This is a genomic window from Propionibacterium acidifaciens (assembly GCF_003798325.1).
In the GTDB taxonomy this organism is placed as follows: Bacteria; Actinomycetota; Actinomycetes; order Propionibacteriales; family Propionibacteriaceae; genus Propionibacterium; species Propionibacterium acidifaciens.
Map to the genome: position 1 here is coordinate 377,871 of NZ_CP033719.1, position 21,163 is coordinate 399,033.

The 21,163-nt window shown below is 66.2% G+C and carries 14 protein-coding genes and 2 pseudogenes; 4 read left to right on the top strand and 12 right to left on the bottom strand.

The genetic code is table 11. The features are described from left to right. The first annotated feature begins 109 nt into the window (after positions 1 to 109). A complete protein-coding gene (locus EGX94_RS01640; protein ID WP_123825815.1) occupies positions 110 to 6,202 on the top strand; it encodes a DUF6531 domain-containing protein in 6,093 nt (2,030 codons plus the stop codon). A 33-nt stretch (positions 6,203 to 6,235) separates the two neighbouring features. Continuing rightward, a complete protein-coding gene (locus EGX94_RS01645) occupies positions 6,236 to 6,463 on the top strand; it encodes a hypothetical protein (protein WP_021796433.1) in 228 nt (75 codons plus the stop codon). Positions 6,464 to 6,958: 495 nt separating this feature from the next. Here the strand turns inward: EGX94_RS01645 and EGX94_RS01650 are convergent. Continuing rightward, positions 6,959 to 7,414, bottom strand: a pseudogene (locus tag EGX94_RS01650) (IS30 family transposase); the annotation flags it as partial. A 65-nt stretch (positions 7,415 to 7,479) separates the two neighbouring features. On the opposite strand from EGX94_RS01650, the pseudogene EGX94_RS01655 reads away from it, so the two are divergent. Next, positions 7,480 to 8,806: pseudogene (locus tag EGX94_RS01655) on the top strand (IS256 family transposase). 1,325 nt (positions 8,807 to 10,131) lie between these two features. Next, positions 10,132 to 11,475 (top strand): wax ester/triacylglycerol synthase domain-containing protein, encoded by a 1,344-nt coding sequence (locus EGX94_RS01660; protein WP_192962673.1) that lies wholly within the window; start codon positions 10,132 to 10,134, stop codon positions 11,473 to 11,475. Here the strand turns inward: EGX94_RS01660 and EGX94_RS01665 are convergent. From EGX94_RS01665 to EGX94_RS01715, 11 genes are all read right to left on the bottom strand, one after another. Beyond that, complete coding sequence (locus EGX94_RS01665) at positions 11,472 to 12,179, bottom strand: glycosyltransferase family protein (protein WP_021796431.1); 708 nt, start codon at positions 12,177 to 12,179, stop codon at positions 11,472 to 11,474. The genes EGX94_RS01660 and EGX94_RS01665 overlap by 4 nt on opposite strands. A 2-nt stretch (positions 12,180 to 12,181) precedes the next feature. Then, positions 12,182 to 12,772, bottom strand: a complete 591-nt coding sequence (locus tag EGX94_RS01670) for an SIS domain-containing protein (RefSeq protein ID WP_021796442.1) — start codon at positions 12,770 to 12,772, stop codon at positions 12,182 to 12,184. Next, entirely contained in the window at positions 12,769 to 13,713 is a 945-nt protein-coding gene (locus tag EGX94_RS01675; RefSeq protein ID WP_021796451.1) for a GHMP family kinase ATP-binding protein, read from the bottom strand. The genes EGX94_RS01670 and EGX94_RS01675 overlap by 4 nt, the downstream gene beginning before the upstream one ends. Further along, entirely contained in the window at positions 13,700 to 14,644 is a 945-nt protein-coding gene (locus EGX94_RS01680; RefSeq protein WP_021796447.1) for an aminotransferase class IV, read from the bottom strand. The genes EGX94_RS01675 and EGX94_RS01680 overlap by 14 nt, the downstream gene beginning before the upstream one ends. Further along, positions 14,644 to 15,759 (bottom strand): Gfo/Idh/MocA family protein, encoded by a 1,116-nt coding sequence (locus EGX94_RS01685; protein WP_081707282.1) that lies wholly within the window; start codon positions 15,757 to 15,759, stop codon positions 14,644 to 14,646. The genes EGX94_RS01680 and EGX94_RS01685 overlap by 1 nt, the downstream gene beginning before the upstream one ends. Next, positions 15,657 to 16,916, bottom strand: a complete 1,260-nt coding sequence (locus tag EGX94_RS01690; RefSeq protein ID WP_021796438.1) for a UDP binding domain-containing protein — start codon at positions 16,914 to 16,916, stop codon at positions 15,657 to 15,659. The genes EGX94_RS01685 and EGX94_RS01690 overlap by 103 nt, the downstream gene beginning before the upstream one ends. Continuing rightward, on the bottom strand, positions 16,913 to 17,881 hold the full coding sequence (locus EGX94_RS01695) for an NAD-dependent epimerase/dehydratase family protein (protein ID WP_021796430.1): 969 nt from the start codon (positions 17,879 to 17,881) through the stop codon (positions 16,913 to 16,915). Before EGX94_RS01695 ends, EGX94_RS01690 begins: the two co-directional genes overlap by 4 nt. Continuing rightward, positions 17,881 to 18,525: a transaldolase family protein gene (locus EGX94_RS01700; protein ID WP_021796437.1), complete on the bottom strand. Its 645-nt coding sequence runs from the start codon at positions 18,523 to 18,525 to the stop codon at positions 17,881 to 17,883. Before EGX94_RS01700 ends, EGX94_RS01695 begins: the two co-directional genes overlap by 1 nt. 10 nt (positions 18,526 to 18,535) lie before the next feature. Next, positions 18,536 to 19,138 (bottom strand): alpha/beta fold hydrolase, encoded by a 603-nt coding sequence (locus tag EGX94_RS01705; RefSeq protein WP_123825817.1) that lies wholly within the window; start codon positions 19,136 to 19,138, stop codon positions 18,536 to 18,538. Positions 19,139 to 19,433: 295 nt separating this feature from the next. Continuing rightward, entirely contained in the window at positions 19,434 to 20,222 is a 789-nt protein-coding gene (locus EGX94_RS01710; RefSeq protein WP_043120235.1) for an ABC transporter permease, read from the bottom strand. Then, complete coding sequence (locus EGX94_RS01715; RefSeq protein ID WP_021796441.1) at positions 20,219 to 21,163, bottom strand: ATP-binding cassette domain-containing protein; 945 nt, start codon at positions 21,161 to 21,163, stop codon at positions 20,219 to 20,221. The genes EGX94_RS01710 and EGX94_RS01715 overlap by 4 nt, the downstream gene beginning before the upstream one ends.

Sequence of the window (21,163 nt, forward strand, 5' to 3'; positions counted from 1 at the left end):
ATGGTGTTCGGCCGGTGGCGTCCGGATGGTGTCCGGGTTTAGCGTCGGTGGGGTGTGGCCGCCCGCCCCCGGTCCGGCCTGTCTGTACCTGTGTGGGAAGGATCATGTCGTGGCCGAGTACTCGGACAAGCTGGGAGCCTATGACGAGCCGGTGGCGTTCGACGACGCCACGGCCGACACCCTGAAGTCGGCGGCGACGACCCTGTCGGCCACCCTGACGAGCCAGGCCGCCTCGAGAACGTCATGGGCGACGACCGCGTCGACCGACTTCGAGGGCCACTACGCGGACGTGTTCGACACGAACGCGAAAACAGCCTCGACGGACTGCACGAACATCGCCTCGGCCCTCGACGACCTCGCAACCGAGGTACAGGCATTGAAAGAAGCCGCCCAGGCCGAACGCGAGCGGAGGAAGCAGGCCAAGGAGTGGGCCGACCGGCAGGACAAGGAGAACATCTTCAAGAAGGGCTGGGACTGGGTGTCCAACGGCGACAAGCCCCCCGCAGGACCCGCCCAGGTACCACTCCCACAGCCCCACGAGGTCACGACCACACCCTGGTCCGAACCTGCCCCGGGCGGGTCCGGGGCCACGAGCTCGGCCCGGCCCGATGACCTGCGGACGTACTCGTCGAACGTGACCGGCGCCAACGACACCGTCACCACCCAGAAGGGCACCCTGGAGGGGGCCATCACCGAGTTCACGGCGAAGTGCTCCTGGTGCAGCATCGACACGTCCGGCATCACGACCGCCCTGGCCACATTCGGGGCGAACAACACGAACGAGACCCGCTGGGTCGACACGGTCGCGGCCGCGTTCGAGGCCGCCGGCGCCTCCGGCGCCATCTCCACGGTCTCCGACGCGGCCCTCGACGCCTCCCTCCAGGCCGCCGGCGTGACCCAGACCCGCCAGCCGGTCGACGTCACCGCCCCCACCATCCAGGGCGACCCCCAGACCTCGGGCTACGCGGACGACCCGGTCAACACCACCACCGGGAACTTCGTGGAGCCGGAGACCGACCTGTCCTTCGACGGCGGGGCCGCGTCCCTCGGGTTCGACCGCATGTACAACTCCCTGTCGGCCGGCATCGGGGCGTTCGGGCCCGGCTGGGCCTCCACCGCCGACCAACGACTACTCCTCGACGACGACGGCGCAACCTGGATCCAGCCCTCCGGCCGCCACATCCTGTTCCCGAGACTCGGTGGCGGCTGGGACCGGGCCCACAACGACACCTACTGGCTCCACCACACCACCACCGACGACGCTGGTGGCGCCGCGGACCCTGCCGCCGCTGATGCCGCTGCTGCCGCAGACGCCACCGGTAGGAACACTGCCGCCAGCGCCGGCGACGCTGCCCTCGCCACTGCCGTTGATGGTGCCGATGCCGCCGCGGGCGCCCCTGGCGCCACCGGCGATGCCTCCACCGGCGACGCCCCCACCACCGGAGCCGCTGGTGGTGCCGGGGTGTTCGTGGTGTCGGACAATGCCGGTGGCCGGTGGTGTTTTGATCGGGCCGGCAGGCCCGTCTCGGTCAGCCGGGGCCCAGGCACCAGGGTGGATTATCGGTGGGACGGGGACCGGCTGGTCGGCCTGGCGCACGAGCGGGGCCGGGCCGTCACCATCGAATGGAACGACCACCACACGCGGATCACCGCCCTGACCGCCAACGACGGACGCCGCGTCGACTACACCTACGACCCGGCCGGCAGACTCACAGAAGCCGCTTCTGCCGGCGGGGCCCGCCGCTACGGGTGGAACGAGGCCGGCCTCATCGCCACTGTCACGGACCCGGATGGTGTGGTCGAGGCCGCCAACACCTACAACGAGCACGGCCAGGTGACATCGCAGCGGTCCCGGTTCGGCCGCCTCTCCCACTACACCTACCTGCCCGGCGGTGTGACACAGGTCGCCGACGAGGACGGGAGCCGGGCGAACACCTGGATCCACGACCAGACCGGCCGCCTGGTGGGGATGGTGGACGCGGACGGGAACCGCCAGTCCATCGGCTGGGACCAGTGGGGCAACCGAGTCCAGATCACCGGCCGCGACGGCCAGACCACCGTCTACCGGTACGACACGCGAAGCAGACTGATCACACGCCAGGAGGCGTCCGGCGCCCGCACCGACTACGAATGGGACGGCCTGGACCGGGTCGTCCAGGTCACCGTCACCGACACCACCAGCAGCGCCGACGCCGACGGCAGCAATGGGAACACCAGCGGCCGGGCGGGGTCTGCGGTCGCTACCGGCGGTGAGAGCCAGAGCGGGCGGGCGGTCACTTCGTACGAGTACGAGGGGGCCGGCCGGAATCCGTCGACCGTGACGGACCCCGAAGGCGGGGTGACCCGCCTGGTCTGGGACCAGAACCTGCTGACCGAGGTGGTGGATCCGGCCGGGGTGCGGGTGCGGCTGGGTTACGACGGGCACGGCGACCTCGTGTCGGCCATGAACGCGGACGGGGACACGGCCCGACTGGCCCGTGACGAGACGGGCCGGGTCGTCGCGGCGATCACCCCGCTGGGACACCGCACCGAGTACCGCTACGACGGGGCCGGCCGGCTCGCCTCCCGCCAGGACCCGGACGGGGCGCTCTGGCGGTACGAACACACGACCGGCGGCAGACTGTCCGCGGTAGTGGACCCGGACGGGTGTTGCAGGCGGTACGGATACGGCGGGCACGGGGAGCGGGAGACATTCACGGATCCGTTGGGCGAGGTTGTGACGTCCCGGTGGGATGATCTGGGGAATCTGGCCGAGACGGTGATGCCGGACGGGGCCCGGTGGCGGTATGTGCATGACGGGCTGTCCCGGTTGGTGGCGACGGTGGACCCGGCCGGTGGCCTGTGGCGCCGCGAGTACGACGTCAATGGCATGGTTGCCGCGACGGTGGACCCGACCGGGGTGCGTGTGGACTGGGTCACGAGCAACCGGGGGCGGGTCCGGACGGTGTCGGACGGGGCCGCGTCGGGGGCGGTACGGACGGACGGGCTGGGCCGGGTCACCGTGACGACCGGCGATGACGGGGCCGACCGGGTGACCCGGTACGACCGGTGCGGGCGTCCGGTGGAGCGTGTGGACCCGGACGGGGCCCTGACCCGGCTGGTACGGGACCCGGCCGGGCGGGTTGTGGAGTTGGTGCGCCCGTCGGGGGCGGCCACCCGGTATGACTATGACGGGTGCGGCCGGCTCGCGCGGGTGACCGACCCGGACGGGGCCCTGACCCGGTTCGGCTATGACGCGGATTCGAGGCTTGTGGAGGAGGTCCGGCCTGGTGGGGAGCGGGCCTGGTGGTCCTACGACGAGTGCGGGCGGGTGACCGTGAAGCACGCCCCCGGGTACGGCACGACCAGGTACCGGTATGACGGATCGGGCCGGGTCGTGGGTCTTGTCGATCCGGTGTGCGGGCGGCGCCGGTTCCGGTACGACCGGGCCGGGAACCTCGTCGAGGCCGTCTCCGGGACGGGCGCGGTCACCCGGTACGGCTACGACCGGCTCGGTGCGCTTGTCACGGTCACCGACCCGACCGGCGGGGTGACCCGGTACGAACGCGACGAGCTCGGCCGGGTGGTCAAGGCGACGGACCCGTTGGGCAGGGTCACGGTCGGCGAGTACGACGCGGCGGGCCGGCAGACGTCCCAGACCGGCCCGGACGGGCATGTGACCGGCTGGTCCTATGACCGCACGGGCCGGTTCGAGGCCCTGTCCTGGGACGGGGTCGTGCACCACACGGTCGCCCGCGACTTCGTGAACCGCTTGATGCGGGTGACCGAGACCAGCGGCCACGAGCACACGGTCCGGTGGGATCATGCGGGCCGGCTCGTCGAACGGGCCCGGGACGGCCGGGCCGTGTCCTGGGGCTATGACGCCGACGGGCGCAGGGCGTGGATGCGCACCCCCGACGGCGCCCGCACCGACTACGCCTACGATCCGGCCGGCAGACTCACCCAGGTCACCAGTTCAGCGTTCGGGCGGGTGGTCTACGAGTACGGCCCGTCCGGGCGGATGGTCGCCGCGACCGCCGGCGGCACCCGCCAGGAGTGGGAGCATGCGGACGGGTTCGTCACCGGCCACCTCGTCCGCCAGGGCGGTGTGGTGTCCCACACGGCGGTGGGCCGCGACGAACAAGGCCGGGTCGCATGGACCAGCCGGGACGGGGCCCACACCGCCTACACCTACGACGGGGCGAACCAGCTCACCGCCACCACCGGCGACGGCGGCACCACCACCTACACCTGGGACCCGGCCGGCCGACTCGCCACCGAAACCACCCCCGACGGGGCCACCCGCCGGTACACCTGGGACACGGCCGGCCAACTCACCCGAGTGGACACCACCGGCCGGGACGCCGGCCGGGATGCCGGCGGCGGCGGGGAGGGCCTGTCGGCGTGGTTCTCCTATGACGCGGCCGGCCGCAGGGTCCGCGAGGAACACGCCGACGGCACCATCCGCACCTACGGGTGGGGGCCCCTGGCCCGCCTCGAGACCGTCACCGTCACCGGCGCCCTGGAACAGGCCCGCACGAGCCTGTTCACCGACGCGCTCGGTGAACTCGCCGCCCTCGACGGCCGGCCCCTGGACTGGGACAGTGCCGCCGGGTTCCCGTCCCTGCTGTCAGCCGCCGGCACCAGCATGATCAGCGTGCCGGGGTTCACCGCCACCACCGGCGGCGGCTGGCAGGCCCCCGGCTGGCGCACCACCCGCACCACCGGCACGGACCCGTGGGCCGCTGGCGCCGGCGCCCCACTCGACGGTGTCGGCGGGCCGGCCGCCGGGGGCGGGATGCTGCTGGGCGCGGCCGGGGAACTGGCCCTGCCCGGAGGCCTCGAGCTGCTGGGCGCCCGCGTCTACGACCCCGCCACCCGGGCCTTCCTCAGCCCCGACCCCCAGAACCCCACGACCGGGGCCGGCTGGGCCGGCAACCCCTACGCGTACGCCGCCAACAACCCGGTCGCCTTCACCGACCCGTCCGGCCTGCACCCCCTCACCGACACCGAGTTCGACCAGTGGAAGGACCAGCACAAGACCGGCCTCGCGGCCGCCGGGGACTGGCTCAGCGACAACTGGGAATACATCGCAGCCGGGGCCGCAGTCGTGGCCGGTGTCGCCCTCATGTGCACCGGCGTCGGCGGGCCCGCCGGGGTCGCGCTCATGAGCCTGTCCGGGGCCCTCACCTCGGGCGGGATCAGCATCGCCACCCAGAAAGCCACCAACGGGTCCGTGGACTGGGCCCAGGTCGGTGTCGACGCCGCCATCGGCGCCATCCCCATCCCCGGCGGCGGAGGAGCCGCGGCCGGACGCGAAGCAGCCGAAACAGCCGGCCGCGAAGCCCTCGAAACCACCGGACGCGAAGTGGCCGAGACCACCGGACGCGAAACAGCCGAACAAGCCGCCCGCACCACCGGCGAACACGAACTGTCCACCATCAGCACAGACGCCGCCGAGAACCTCGGCGACGACACTGCCCGAGTTGCGCACGACGCCTGCAACGGGGCCGCCTGCTTCACCGGCGACACCCCCGTCCTCATGGCCGACGGCAGCTCGAAACCCATCCAGGACGTCCAGGTCGGCGACCAGGTCACCGCCTGGGACCCCGACACCGACACCACACAGACCCGCACCGTCACCGGCACGTACGTGCACGAACAGGTCGAGACACTCGTGGTCAAGCTCGCCGACGGCGGCCAGGTCGAGACCACCGCCACCCACCCCTTCCTCACCAGAGACCACGGCTGGACACCGGCAGGACACCTCAAACCAGGCGACCAGCTCCACACCCCCGACAACACCTGGATCACCGTCACCGCGGTCCAGACCACCGGACACACACGCACCGTCCACAACCTCGAAATCGAAGGACTCCACACCTACCACGTCCACACAGGCAACACATGGACAACAGTCCACAACAGCTGCACAGTCGACAAAGTCATCCAAGAAACCCAACAAGGAACAGGTGATATCACAAGCCAGTACACAATCACAGAAAGTGAGGCCCTTGACGCCGGGGAACAGTGGCTTGGCGACACTTATAATGAACTCGGTCCGGGGGTGTTCAGAAGCACAGATGGAGCGCGACAATTTAGAATGGATTCCGGCTCTCTGAGCGGATCGCACCCCCCTGGGGTTCCACACGTCCATCTTGAGCTTTTCAATGGCGGGAAATATCCGATCGTCAATAACCACATACCAATCATTCCTGGATGATGGTGCAATCCGATCAGTCCGTAAGGCGCACATATGGGAAATGTAAACAGCACGGATGTTCGACTTGGCGTCGATGGCGTAATCATGGAAGGAATAAAAACTGGATGGAAAATACGTATTGAATATGATCCAGAAGATACCGGGGGATATTACATATTTACCTCACGAAACAATGAGAATCATGATGTTTGGGTAGCTACCATGGAAGACCTGAAAGAAGTCTTCACTGAAACAAAGTGGGTCATTTCCTGGAGTCAATGAGGCTTATGACTGGAATGGCCGGCCGGCTGGCGGGACACCAGGATGTGCTCGGTCTTCACCGGGCATGCGGGGAACCAGAACGCGGCGAAACTCACCCGCGCCCAGAAGGAAGACTGTCAAGCCCCGGGTTTTGTGGAGGCTCGTTTATCTGGTTGTGGTGGTCTCGGGTAGGGGTCGGTCAACGGCATCGAGGCCCTCGACCTCGGCCCCGGTTCCGGCGTGGTGGGCGTGCTCGTGCTCGACGGGGGTGAGCATCCCGATCGCGGAGTAGAGGTCGCACGGTGTTGTACCAGCGGGGCCCACTCTGCGGTGGCGAGCTCGACATCGTCGATGCACGTCCAGGGGCCCTTGTTGCGGATGAGCTCGGCCTTGTACAAGGAGTTCAGGGCTTCCGCCAGGGCGTTGTCGTAGGAGTCTCCCTTGGACCCCACCGAGGCCACCGCTTGGCAGTCGGCCAGGGCCTGCCCATAGCGGGTGGAGCGGTACTGGGTGGGTTCAACTGGTCGTTGCAACGCTGGCTTGTTCGGGTGATTGTAGTTGTTCGTTGAGGACTTCGGCTGGGGTCTTCCAGTTGAGGCTCTTGCGGGGCCGGTTGTTCAGTGTGTGGGCGATGGCTTCGAGGTCTGTGGCGCTCCAGCGTGACAGGTCAGTGCCCTTGGGGAAGTACTGGCGTGACAGGCCGTTGTTGTTCTCGTTGGTGGGGCGTTGCCAGGGGCTGTGGGGATCGGCGGAGTAGACCTTGGTGCCCGTGGCGAGAGTGAACGCAGCGTGCGCGGACAGTTCCTTGCCACGGTCCCAGGTGATGGTCTTGCGCAACTGCTGGGGCAGGGTGGTGATCGAGGCGGTCAGAGCGGTGTTCATCGCTTCGGCGCCGTAGCCTGCCAACGACGGACCGTTCTTGGTCCGGGGCTGTTCACCGTGGCCTTCCAGCCTGGGCAGGTGGACCAGGAGGGCGTGTTCAGTGGTCTGTGTAAGCCTTCGTTGAAGGACTGATACTGATGACTGTGACTGATGAGATGACTGGTCGCTCTGGTGGGCGCAGCGTGGTCGAGGACCTTGCTGCTTCTGGTGGCCTGGATGAGCTGTTTGAGCGGATCGATTCCGGCCAGGTGGAGCTGACGGGCAGCGACGGGCTGTTGCCGGCGCTGCTCAAGGAGACCCTCGAGCGCGGGTTGGCCGCCGAGCTGACCGAGCACCTTGGCTATGAGAAGGGCGAGCCCACCGCGGTGGCCCGTGGCAACGCGCGCAACGGCACCACGGCCAAGACCATCAGCTCCGAGGTCGGCTCGTTCGAGATCGAGGTTCCCCGCGACCGCGCCGGCACGTTCACGCCCCGCCTGGTGCGCAAGGGCCAGCGGCGCATGGACGGGCTGGACGGCATGATCATCAGCCTGTACGCCGGCGGGATGACGGTGCGCGAGATCCGCCACCACCTGGACTCCACCCTGGGGGCAGAGCTGAACGCGGGGACGATCAGCAACATCACCGACGCCGTCGCCGACGCCGTCCTGCAGTGGCAGAGTCGCCCGCTGGAGGAGTTCTACCCGGTGATCCACCTCGACGCGATCCGTGTCAAGATCCGCGACGGCGGGCGGGTGTCCAACAAGGCGGCCCACATCGCCGTCGGAGTCGACATGGAGGGCGTCAAGCACGTCCTGGGGATCCGGGTGCAGGCCGACGAGGGCGCCTCCTTCTGGGCTCGCGTGTGCGCCGAACTCGCCAACCGCGGCGTCGCTGACGTGCTGATCGTGTGCTGCGACGGGCTGACGGGCCTGCCCGAGGCGATCGAGGCGACCTGGCCCGACTCCATGGTCCAGACCTGCGTGGTCCACCTGATCCGCTCCTCGATGAGGTTCGTGTCCTACCAGGACCGCAAGAAGGTCGCCGCCGCCCTCAAGCCCATCCACACGGCCGCCAACGAGGAAGCCGCCGGCGGCCCTGTCCGACCTCGCGTCCTCGCCCCTGGGGGTGCGCTACCCCGACACGGTGGGGGTGTGGGAGCGGGCCTGGGAGAGGTTCATCCCGTTCCTGGCGTTCCCGCCGGCACTGCGCCGCGTCATCTACACCACCAACTCGACCGAGTCGCTGAACTATCAGCTGCGCAAGGTCACCAAGAACCGCGGTCACTTCCCCAACGATGTCGCGGCCATCAAGCTGTTGTGGCTGGCGATCTGCAACATCGAGGACCATCGCGCCACCGAGAGAGCCAAGGAGACCGGCGCCCCCGCGAACAAGAGAAAGGCCAAGGGCCGCCTCGTCCAAGAACAAGTCACCAACAACTGGAAGCAGGCCCTCGCCCAGCTCGCCACCGCCCACCCCGACCGCATCAACCCCTACCTCTGACAAACCCACATACACAAAAACATTGACAGGCTCAAATACAGTGCCGAGTTCACCGAACAAGTCGTTCCCCGAGATCATTCAACGATCCCGCCCGGTGGCCGAGGTCGCGAGGTCCTACGGGCTGGCCCCTGCAGACCGTGGGCGGCCGGGTCGCGGGACGGCGCACAGAGCACCCAGAACCCGGGGTCGAGAATTCATCGAACGCAAGGGAACGCCGGAGGCCATGACGATTGAAGGCCGAGCTCCGCGAGGCCCGCATGGAAGCCGAGCCCCTAGAAGAAAGCGGCGGCCCTCACCCGCCCCAGGAGCCCCCGGGTGAGCACCAAGGACGGATTCATCCGCAGCGAAGAAGGCAAACCACCCCCTGCCCGGCCCCGTGCGCCCGGTGGGATGGAAGCACCCCAGACCCGGCTACTACGCCTGGCGCGACCGTCCCGGCTCAGCAACAGCCAGAAGAAGACAGGACCCCGGCCGTCATCGGCGCCAGGTTCTTCGCCGACCCCCGGCCAGACCCTACGACCACCGGCCGCATCCGGGCCGGGCCCCGCCCGCCACGGAATCCAAACCAGCACGCCAGAGCGTCCAGAAGATCATGACCTCCAACGACATGACCCCCTTGCAGGCCCAGGAAGAAAGCCCGTACCACCGTCCAGGCCGCAGACCTTCCGGACCGGCCGGGGCAGACCCCCGCAGGAACCACGCCGCCAACGCGCCGGCAGTGACATGGGTCGGCGACACCACCCTGCACCCCGACACGGCAAAGGGGTTCGCCTCATCTGGCCACGGTCACGGGACTGCATCTGGCAAAAAGGATCACCGGCCACACCCGTGGCCGGTCACACGCCGTACCGGGCTGATCAGCGAAGCCCCCGCCCATGGCAACCAGGGTCTGCCCGCCGGCCCAGGGGCACCACACAGTGTCCCCACCCCGACCGAGGATCCCAGCACCACCCCGGACCGGGTACGCGAAACCCGCGGCCGACCACGGGATCCTCCCCGTCAGTGGGAAGGACCGGTATCTGCCACACACAACACGGCAGCCGACCCCTATCAACGGCACCCTGAAAACAAGGACCCGTGAATCGCAAGGTCCACCCGACCAGAGCCCACGCGATCCGAGACGTGACATCCTGGATCGAACTGAGATACAATCACAAACGACCCCCGCTCAGCGATCGACTACCGCACACCCAACGAAGTCGACACCGAACCCAGACGCCACAACCAGACAGCCTGAACCAGACGCTCACCACTGTCCGAGAAACATAATTCACTCCACGAGGCACTCACCAGTTGACACCGCCCACCCCCACGCGAGGAGAAGCGTGCACGAATTGCGCTATCGCCATATCGGCGGACATGACTACATATACCGATGCCAGGACTCCGCCAATCAGCCGAGAACTTTTATTCTCGCCTTCCGCTATCCGGGCTCTGAGCGCGAGTTGCGAGAAGAGTTGGCGGCACTGCGGACGCGCGCCGCCAGCCTGCGCCACTTGGCCAGTGTGCTGAGAACTCCATGGGGACCCTTAGCTCGTCCGCTGCTGGTGACGGGGTCAGATCTTCCGACTCCGACCGTCCAGACAGTGAGCGAGGCCGAGACCGAGTCCACATTATGTCGTCTTAACTCTGTGCCCAGTGACTTCGCCCAGCCGCTATGGCAGTGCCACGGCCTAGTGCTCGAAGAGGGAGGGTTCGTGATCGCGTTGCGCTTCCACCATGTGCTCTTCGACGGGGGCGGCGGCACTGACGCCTGTGCTCAACTCTTGGGTGGCAAGCCGCTCGGGGAGTCGGTCGGGTGGCGTCGGGCCACCGGCTCGGCATGGCTGGGGGCGCTCCAGCTCCGTGACACCCTCGTCGGCATGCCCAAGGCAGCGGTAACGCGGACACGCCAGCTGGCACGCCTAGGCGCCCTGCGTACGCCCCACCTGCGGAGTCTCAAGAGCGCCGCCGCCCGCATCAACCGCCCAGCTCAAGATTGCGCCTGGAACCTTGCTGAGTTGTCACCGGGTCGATCTATGGCCAGCGTGACGCTGCCATTCGGTGCCGTAGAAGCCGTCGCCAGGTGGCAGGGTTGCACCATCAACGACGTGGCAGTTGCAGCCGTCTGCTCAGCCATCCTCTCCGAGGCAAGGAAGCAGGGCGTCGGAATCAATGGCTACAAGGTATGGATCCCCGTTGTGCGTCGTAGCAGCGACGACATGGTCGGTAGCACGGGGACCAGTCTGAGGCTCGTGGTCCTTGACGAGAGCCTGCGCGATGCTCAGGGCCTTCTGGCCGTGTTACCTGCCGTCGTAGCCGCCAAGGACGACCAAGAGGTGGAACGCGTCGGCGCCCTGACCACTCAGATCAGCGAATACCTACCTGCGCCGATTCTGCGCCGCGTCGCGCGGGCAGAGAACACAGTCGCAAACACACTGGTCTCCACCCTGCGGCTGGATCCCAACGAACTCACCGTGGGCGGGCAAGAGCCTGACAACATTTGGTGCTGCGCGCCCATTGAGGCCCGCCTGAGCTGGATGGCCGTGCTCATTCGCACGCCCAAGCAACTCAGGGTGTCGATAACTGCTGAAGAGTCCCTGGGTCCGCTAGTCGCCAGCCTCCGAGACCGGCTCTCTGTGGCTGTGAGGGAGGCTGACGATCAGCGAGCAACTGCCGCCGACAACTAGTCGAGCCCCCGGCCGGCGCTGGTTGTGCGTGTAAGGAACTGACAGGCAGTGGCATACGCGTCCGGATCTCCGACATGCACCGAGGGCCATCTCTGTTCGACAGCAAGCATCCGTCCTGAGGCCGCAAGCCTTGGAAACAGATCCTGCTCGGACAGAACCGTGTCCTCGGGCAGGTTTTCCACGATCGGCCGCCGGAGCAGCAGCATACCAGCATCCACGTGCGTGGCTGCGGCGTCCCTCTTGCGGTAGCTCAATACGCGGCCTTCGCTCACCCGGCAGTTGGGTGGTTCCGGAGTTTCGGCTCTCGGGCAGACAAGCATCACGGCCTCCGCACCGTCAGTCATCGCCCCAGACAGCAGGACCGGATTGGTGGTCGGAAAGACATCGCCATAGGTAAGCAGAAGCGTGTCGCTGAGCTGGTGACTGGCATGGCGGAGGGCGCCGACGACACCCAGTGGCCGGGGTTCGACCGAGGCGGTGATCCTGCCATCGCCTGGGAAGCAACGATTCACTTCGGCCAGCACCAAGCCGGCCGCATGACCCAGTAGCAGGTGAACTGAGATGCCAGGCGAAAACCCGAGCCACGTCCGCAGCACCAGCGTTAGGAACGGGACGCCATCGATGGGAGCCAAGATCTTCGGCACCTCATCCAGCACTTTCTTCATGCGGGTGCCGCAGCCCCCAGCAGCAATGACGATCTGCACGGCTACGCCGCTGGGATCCGGCGACGCAACTCGGCGACGACCAGGTGCGCGATCACCGAGTGTAAACCTTCGGTGATCGGCGTCACCAGCGTCGCCTCGGAGGTTGGCACGACGACGGAGACGTCGCACAGCTCGCCGAACATGCCTCCCCCGTCGCCGGAGAACCCTAGCGTGGCGGCTCCCGTCTCCCGCGCGTAGGTGAGCGCGCGCACGAGATTGCTGGACCACCCGCTGCCACCGTGGACCGAGAAGGCGACCACTACATCGCCCTTGCGCACCCATGGCCTTAGCATCTCTGTCCAAGTCGCCTCCCAGGACTCATCATTGGTCCACGCGGTATGTGAGGCGTAGTTGCCGACCAGATCCATCGCCCGGAACCCGAGCGCTCCGCCGGTGGCGTACTTACCGAGGTCGGCGGCGAAATGAGATGCCGTGGCGGCGGATCCTCCGTTGCCAACGCAGAAAACGGCACCACCACAATGGTAGGTCTTCTCTAGCAACGACACGGCTCGGCCTATCTCGTCAAGGTCTACAGCGGCCAACGCCCCCAGCGTCGCCTCATGCGCACGGATCATCGTAGCGGTCGAGGTCATCTCGTCTTCCCTTCATGCTCCATTACCTGAACTCCTTGGCTCTGGCAGCGAATCTCGTGATGTATGCACCCTGCCTCTTCGACAGCCGCGATGATGCGGGAGCGCACCGCGGGGGAACCACTCAGCAGTAGGAACCCGCCTCCGCCGGCACCCATCAGCTTGCCACCCACCGCTCCCGCCGACAGCGCCGCATCCATAGCAGCGTCGATGGTTGGATTGGTCATGTCGGGTGAGTTGGCACGTTTGGCCTCCCAGTGGGCTCGCAGGAGCTGTCCGACCGCGACGCCGTCGCGTGCCAGAATCGCTGCTCTCATTGCCTCCACGGTGGCGGGCTGAAAGGTCTTAGCCGAGCTGGGCTGTCCGAAGGATCGTGCCAACGTCACCAGGTGGGTGCTTGCTCGGTGACGCAGCGGCGTCTGCGCCACAACGAGGCTGGTCGCGAACAGATCGTTGAGGGCGTCACATAGCGGCCGGTCCTGCGCCGCCGTAACCTCGCCACCGGGGCTGGCCGACATGATAACCGCGCCGCCGACGGCGGCGGCTATCTGATCCTGGAAGCCGACCGGGGATCCGATGATTTCTCGCTCCCACCGGTAGGCCTCCCACCCGATCTGCTGAGGCGTGAGGTCTAGGCGTTCGATTGCGGCGTGGGCTGCCACAAGGCACACCGCGAGGCAGCCACTGCCGCCCAAGCCAACTCGAGGAGGCACGTCGCAAGTGGTAGTTAGGCCCCAGCCCGGGTGCAGGGAGAGGAAATGCCGGGCCAACGGGTCCAAAGCCTGCGTCGGCGACTGCGGCCCCAGCTCAACTTGCAGCCGCAGCCGCCTGTCGATCGCGGCGCTCAAGAGGTGAGCGCCGCGAACCTTGTACCACTCGGGAAGATCTGTGCCGCCGCCGGCTAGGGGGACCCGCAGCGGCGCGACCGCGTCAACGCGCTTCATTGCCCCGCCCTCCGACCACAGCGGTCAGCCAGCCCCGGGCGTCTGGTCGGCGACCTTCACATACGTCGAGATAATGACGGTGGACAGCGCGCGTCACGGGGCCAGGCTCACCTGTCCCGACGATAGAGGTGCCCAGCCGCACGACCGGAACCACCTCGGCGAGCGTCCCGGCGAAAAAAACCTCGTCGGCCTGCATCAGCATCGATGGGGTCATGGCGGCCTCGCCCACCTGCAAACCCAGATCATCTCGGGCCAACATGATGAGGTTGCGTCGGGTTATGCTGTCTAGGATGCCTGCGGACAGTGGCGGGGTTGTGATCGCACCATCCTTTACTGCAAAGACAGAGGCGCCAGTCGCCTCTGCGACTTCATCTCGTGAGTTGAGCAGGATCGCATCCTGCAGTCCTGCATCTCGCGCCTCCAGCATGGGTAATCGGTACATGCCGTAAGCAGAGCCAGTCTTGATCAGCGGCGACAGGGTCAGATCGGGTGCCTTGTGGTACCGGCTGACTAGACATCCAATCCCAGTCTCGATATGCGCTGACTGAGCCACCGGGACCGCAACCACGTACGAACCAGCTTGACAGTCGGCCAGATTTTCGGCATAGCGCCCCTCGACGAGGTAGATGGTCGGACGGACGTAGAGCGATCCGACACCTCGGAAGTGTTGAAGCAGCTCCATCATCCCGCTAGTGAGTTCGTCGGTGTGGACCGGCGACGGGAGGCGCAGCAGTCGACAAGATGCCTCTAAGCGAGCCATGTGCTCAGCCAGACACAGCATGTGGAGTGAGCCATCGGCGTGCTCATAGACTCGGATACCCTCGAAAACGTTCGTTCCGCGCGTGGCGACTTCCGACCACAGGTGGACGGTACCGTCGGCCCATGGCACGACGGCGCCGTCCAGCCACAGGACGGGTGGACGTGCGTTCATCAGATCCCCTTCGTCAGGTGCCGGATGGGGTGGGCCCGGGTCTGAGATCTGCAGGCCTCCTCAACGATGAGCATCGCTTGGGCGCCGTCGCGAGCGTCGCTCATCAGTGGCACCTCACCATTGACGGCTGCGACAAGGTGGTCCCACTCCTTCACCCAAGACTTGTCTTTGTCGCGAAAATAGGTCAGGTGTTCGTTGAACGGTGCGACATCGTCGCGGGCACCTACGGTCAGCGTCTCGTCGCCATAGCTTCCGCCGAGTCCTCGGATCTCCAAGTATCCATCTTCGCCTTGCACCGTCAGTTCGAAGGTATTACGCCACTGGAGAAGAGTGGAGGTGACGGTGGCGAGATAACCGCTCTCGCCCCGAAGCACGGCCATGCCGGATTCCTCAAGGGGGTGGATAGGGAAGAGCTCCGTGGCCGTCATGCCGAGTGCCTCGACGGCTTCCCCGCCGAACCACCGGATCAGGTCCACCAGATGGATCCCCTGCTCCATGAGCTGTCCGCCTGCGGCGACGTTCGCGTCGCTGCGCCACTCGCGCTCGATACCGGGGCGACCCCCGATCCCGTATAATCCTCGCATCAGCAGCGGGCGCCCGATGCGGCCTGCATCAATCTCTTGCTTGGCACGCAGGACTGCCGGGTGAAATCGGTGATTGAACCCGCACTTGAGCAGAACTCCATTGTCCTCGGCTAATTGGGCTAGGGCGAGCGCGTCGGCAGATCGCCGGGTCAGGGGCTTCTCGCAGAGAACGTGCTTGTGTGCACGGATGCTGGCCTCGACGATCTCCCGGTGCGCGCCAGGCGGTGTACATACCACCACGATGTCGATGCTCGGGTCATCGATCACATGGTGCCAGGTCGGTACGATGACGGCAGCGTGTGCCGAAGCGAGCAGCTCCACGGAGGCCGGTTCTTCGCCGGCGATCACGACCCCGCAGGTACGTAGGTGTGCAGCGATTGCCGGGAGACGGCGGCTGGCCTGAAGCCCGGACCCGATCACACCGACCCTCATATCTGGCTCCCTAGCTCCGCGCCCACGCCCGGCACAATGACATGGCTGAGATCGCCGCGCATCTCTGCCCATAGGTCGAGCAGTATCGCGTCGGGGCATGCCAGGACCAGTTCGGTAATTTCGGTCTCAGTGAGGACCCTGGGCCGGACCATGATCATCGCGTCCGCGCCAGAGGCAGCTGCTTGCCACGTGCCGTACCACGCTTGAGGGCGATTGCCAGGGGCGACGGCGGGCTCGAACACGCGCACGGTGGCTCCTCGCTCTGTCAGCTCGTGCTCAAACTGGGCGCCTGGCGCGTCACGCATGGCATCGGTCCCATCTTTGTACACATACCCTAGAAGGACAACGGTGGCCCCCTCTAGCGGCACTGATCGGCTGAGCCGGTCCACCAGTGCCCCGGTTCGCTGCACGTTGGACAGCACCACGCTGTCGAGCAGCGGTAAGTGGACCCCGTGCTCGCCCGCCACATCTCGCAGCGCTACAAGATCCCGGGCCAGCGTGCCGCCGAAAAAGGCAGGGCCAGGGAGCAGCGGGAGGTTTGGGGAAAAGCGGCGATCACGTCGAAGCAGGTCTGCTACTTCGCGCCCGTCAGCGCCTACCTCCTCAGCGACGTCACCGAGGCCGTTGCCAAAGGTGATGAGCGTCGCGAGCAGAGAATTCACCGCATGCTTGGTGAGCTCTGCAGTCTCGAGTTTGCATGCGTGCATTGGGGCTCCGATGAGACCCTCCACCGTCTCAGCCACCTTGGGAGCGCTGCATCCCACCGTGAGCAGGTCAGGTGTTGCGAAGTCGGCCAGCGCGTGTCCGAGCCGGAGATTCTCCGGCACGTAGCCGATGTCGGAGCAGCCCCGCGGGCGCAGTCTCGCCAGAAGCGCACCGCAGTACCCGACAGGGACCTGAGAACTCACCAGGAGCACCCGCGGCCAGCCTGGCACGCCGTTCACCGTCTGATCGAGGTCCTCAATGTCCGGGCCACCATCGGGACGGAGCCGCGTGTCGACGGTGAGCCAAGCCACTTCTACGGCGCTGAGCGCCTCAAGTGAGGCCGTGACGGTGAGCTTCCCATCTGCGAGTCCTCGAGCCCAGGCCTCTGCCAACCCCGGCTCGGCCACGGGCAGCCGCCCCGCCTTGAGATCGGACACAAGCGCATGGTCCGGGTCAGCGGCGACGATCCTGTGGCCACGTTCCAGAAGGCCTGCGCACGTTACGAGGCCAAGGTGCCACAGCCCAAGCACGCCCACCTCTCGCGGACTCATCGGTGAGCCCCCCTCGACTCGACGATGCGCGCCACGGCCGTGCGCACGGCGTCGTCGCTGGACATCCGGGCACGCCAACCCAACTCGTCCATCCGACTGACATCCAGATGGACGACGGGCTGATCTCCAGCGAACGCTCGTGCCCCACCGGTGTAGCGCACTGGGAGGTCGGGCCGGCCGACCGCGGCGAGCACCTCTTGCGCGATCTGCGCCACTGAGGTGCCTCCAGAACTGCCCAGGTTGAGGACCTGGACGGGCTCCTCCTCGGTCAATCGGACGTGCTGGCAGGCCCAGGCCATGCCGTCGAGACAATCCTCGACTAGGAAGTAGCTCTTCGTTTGCCGACCGTCGCCCCAGACCTTAAGGTAGTCAGGATTGGCGAGCAGCCGTTCTATGAAGTCATGGATCGCTCCCCGGGACATGCGCGTGCCGAGGACATTGCCGAAACGGAAGATATGAGCGCGTATACCAAAAGTGCTCGCGTAGGCGGCGATGGCAGCCTCCGCGCCAAGCTTGCCGGCGCCATAGAGTGACACCGGTAGCAGGGGGCCCGCTTTCTCGTTGCAGAGCCCACTTCCGAGATCTCCGTATACCGCCCCGGAGCTGGCGAACACCATGTGCGAGACATTGTGCTGTCGCATGGACTCCAGCATCGTCTGAGTCCCCATTACCGAGGTGCGCAGGTCCAGCGCTGGGTCCTCTTGGCCCCGCTCGATCTTGGAGTTAGCGGCAAGGTGCCAGACCATGTTGGCATCGGCCACCGCCTCGCCTGCTGCCGTGGCGTCCAGGACGGACCCCGCCACCAGGCGTACCCCGGGGCGGTTGATGAGTTCTGGCGTCCCCGGGAACGGGTTGGACATGTCGTCCAGGATCGTCACGCCGATGCCAGTCGCTAGGAGGCGCTCCACAAGGTGCGACCCGATGAAGCCGCATCCGCCCGTGACCAGGGCTCGATCGCCGACCATTATGTGCTCTCCATCTCAGCGACGGTGCGACGCGCGTATGAGTGGTCGGCGCACTTGGCAAGGACTTCAGGCGGCACGGTGTAAATGTGGGGGCGCGCCGCCAACGAGCGGTATACGGTGCCAGGCGATCGGACGCTTCCGATGATGACCTCGGTGTCCAGCTCGGTGTCCTCGATCCACTCTCGCAGCAGCAACACCTGCTGGGCGAGATCGCTGCCCTCGTCGGCGATACGGTCACCCATCAGGGAGACGTAACGGGCACCGGCCGAAGCCGCCATGATGCCCTGCACAGCCGACATGCAGCAGGTTGCGTTCACGGGAACACCTCGGTCGGTGAGCTCATGAATGGAGGCCAGCATGGGTTCACCGTCTGGACGGACCACCGGTACCTTGATCACCACCGACTCACCGAGCGCGCGATACTTCTGCGCCGTGGACAAGATCGATTCCGGTGTTGCTGGGGACACCTGGATCGAAACCGGCAAGCCTTCCACCGCCTCGATGATCTGTCCCACGTGCCCGATGATGTCCTTGACTCCGTGCTTGGCCAAGATGGTGGGATTGGTCGTCACACCGCTGGCGACGCCACAGCCTACCCAGCGTTGAATTTGGCCGAGGTCGGCGCTGTCGACGAAGAACTTCATGATGGTCTTCCTATGCTCGGTAGTCGAAAACGATCTCATTGCGGCGAGGCAGCGCCTCGCTCATGGCGCGGATGCAGTCATCGAAGGACAGCACGTCGAAGCCCGCGACGGCATCGGTCTGAGTAGAAGCCAGCGCTGCGACGACAGCCGCGACTAGCTGCTGGGTCATGCCGGCGTGGCGGCTGAACGCGGCGAGGGCGCCGGGCACCGAGATAACGGTAGCCTGGCCGCCAACGAAGTCCCGAACTCGCGACATGCTGTCGGCTTGGCTGGCGGGATCGTGCTCCCCGACCACCATCGTCACGGGCACGCTGACCCGTTCAACGAGCTCATGCAGATCCTGACCGGTCGCGCCGTCCTCCCTCGCGTCAAGCTCGGGTGAGACCAGCACGGCGCTGTGGCCGGGTGTCTCGGCAAGGCACCGCACGGTTGGCCAGAACGCAGTCCCCAGGGCGACCACCCGCGAGCTGGGGTGTTCTTCGAGAACCAGGCGAAGATCCTGTTCCACAGTCGATATTCGCCAGTCCTCGACCATTCCTTCGCCGAGCCCAACGTTGTCACGGCCGTCGATCCGCACGACACTGAAACCGTTGGACGCGAGCAGGAACGACATGTATACGAGCGTATGTGCCGACATTCCCGCGCCCGGGACGAGGGCCACCTGCCCGCCGGGTTGGATGGGTCCGTCGGGCAGGTCACAGCAGCAGACGAGACGGCGGCCATCGGGCGCGTTCAGCGCATGGGCGGATGCGTACATCGTGGGAGGGCGACGAGTTGGGTTCATGGTTGACACCTTCATTCGAGATTCGGCAGAGGGGCGGGTGCGGGGCCTGGCGGGTGACGCATGCCGGCGGTCTTGGGCAAGAGGCACTCCGATCAGACGACTCCGATCCTTGGCATCGCCTGCGTCACTCGCGTCGGAAGAGCCACGCGGACAGAGGCATAAAGATTGCGAGGATCATCGCGCAGTAGGCGAACGATAGCGGCACCGCATGTCGGAGCGGCCACGCCGTCGGGACCGCTCCAGGCAGGTTGCCATACAGCTCACGCTGCGCCTGCGTAACCACGCTCACGGGATTCCACTCAGCAAACACCCGCAGGGGAGCGACAAGCCCCTCGATAGGGACGAAGACGTTGGAGACGAAGGTGAGCGGGTACAGCCAAAGGACTCCTGCGGTCTGGACTACCTCCACCGATCTGGCGCTCAGACCGACCGCGGCCGAAACCCACGACATTGAGTAGCAGAATAACAGCAGGACTAGGAGCCCAAGCAGCACCTTGGTGGGGGATGTATGGGTCCTCCACCCGACGGCTAGGCCGACCGCCATCATGATCGCTACCACGAGGATGTTGGTGAGCAAGTCCATGGTGGTGCGGCCAATGATCGTCGATAACGGGGAGATGGGCAAGGTCCTGAGTCGCTGGCTCATGCCTGTCGCCTTGTCCGTGGCGCGACCGATTCCGGTCAGCGCAGACCCGAAGACGGTCACCTGACAGAAGACCCCGGCGAGCAGGTATTCTCTGTACGAAACTCCCCGCACGTCGATAGCGCTGCCCAGGACATAGACGAAAAGCAACACGAACAGGATCGGCTGGATGGTGGAAAAGAACACCGTCTCCGGCGTTCGCCGCGCGCGCAAAAAATACCGCCGCGTCGACGTAGACACATTGTCGAGGAAGCTTGGGATCGTTCTCATACGCCCGCCTTGCTCAGCTGGAAGAAGACGTCGTCCAAGGACGGCTGATCGATCGAGAAGTCAGAGACGATAAGCCCTTGGGCAAGCAGGTCGTTGATGACCGCGACGGCCTCGATCTTGCCGCCTGGCAGTTCCACCGTCACTGTCCGCGAGCCGGGCACGCTCACCCTGCGCGCGTACCGTGATCGTCGCAACCGTTCGGCGGCCAAGTCGCTCTCGCTGTCAGAGCCTAGCTGGATAGTGACGGTACTGCTGCCTGCAGCGGCCTTGAGATCGACCACGGTGCCGTCGGCCACCACCACGCCATTGCGCATGAACAGCACACGGTCAGCAAGGTACTCGGCCTCCTCCAAGTACTGGGTCGTCAGGAGGACGGCCATCCCTTGCGAGGCGAGATCACGCACGAGGTCCCACATCTTCAGTCGGCTGAACGGGTCAAGGCCGGTTGTAGGCTCGTCGAGGAACAGCACCTCGGGCTCCGACACGAGCGAGCATGCGATGTCCAGACGACGCCGCACGCCGCCGCTCATAGCTTTCGCCCGGGTGTCCTCATAGTCCACGAGATCGAAGGTCGTTAGGAGGTCGCCAGCGCGAGCCCGCGCCCGGTGCCGGCTGAGACCGCTGAACCTGCTCACCACCTCAAGGTTCTCCCGCGCGGTGAGCAGATCATCGATGGCCGAGAACTGCCCTGAGACGCCGATGACACGTCGGACGCGGGAAGGCTCCTCGCAGACATCTATACCCTGCACCCACGCGGCCCCGGACTGCAGGCTCAAGGCCGTGGTAAGAACCCGCACCAGGGTAGTCTTACCGGCCCCGTTTGGACCTAGGACGCAGACAATCTCTCCTTTGCCCACGGCGAGCGACACGCCGTTGAGACCGCGGCCAGAGCCGAAGGATTTGCGAATGTCCTGCGCTGTGATCGCAGACTGTGACGTCAT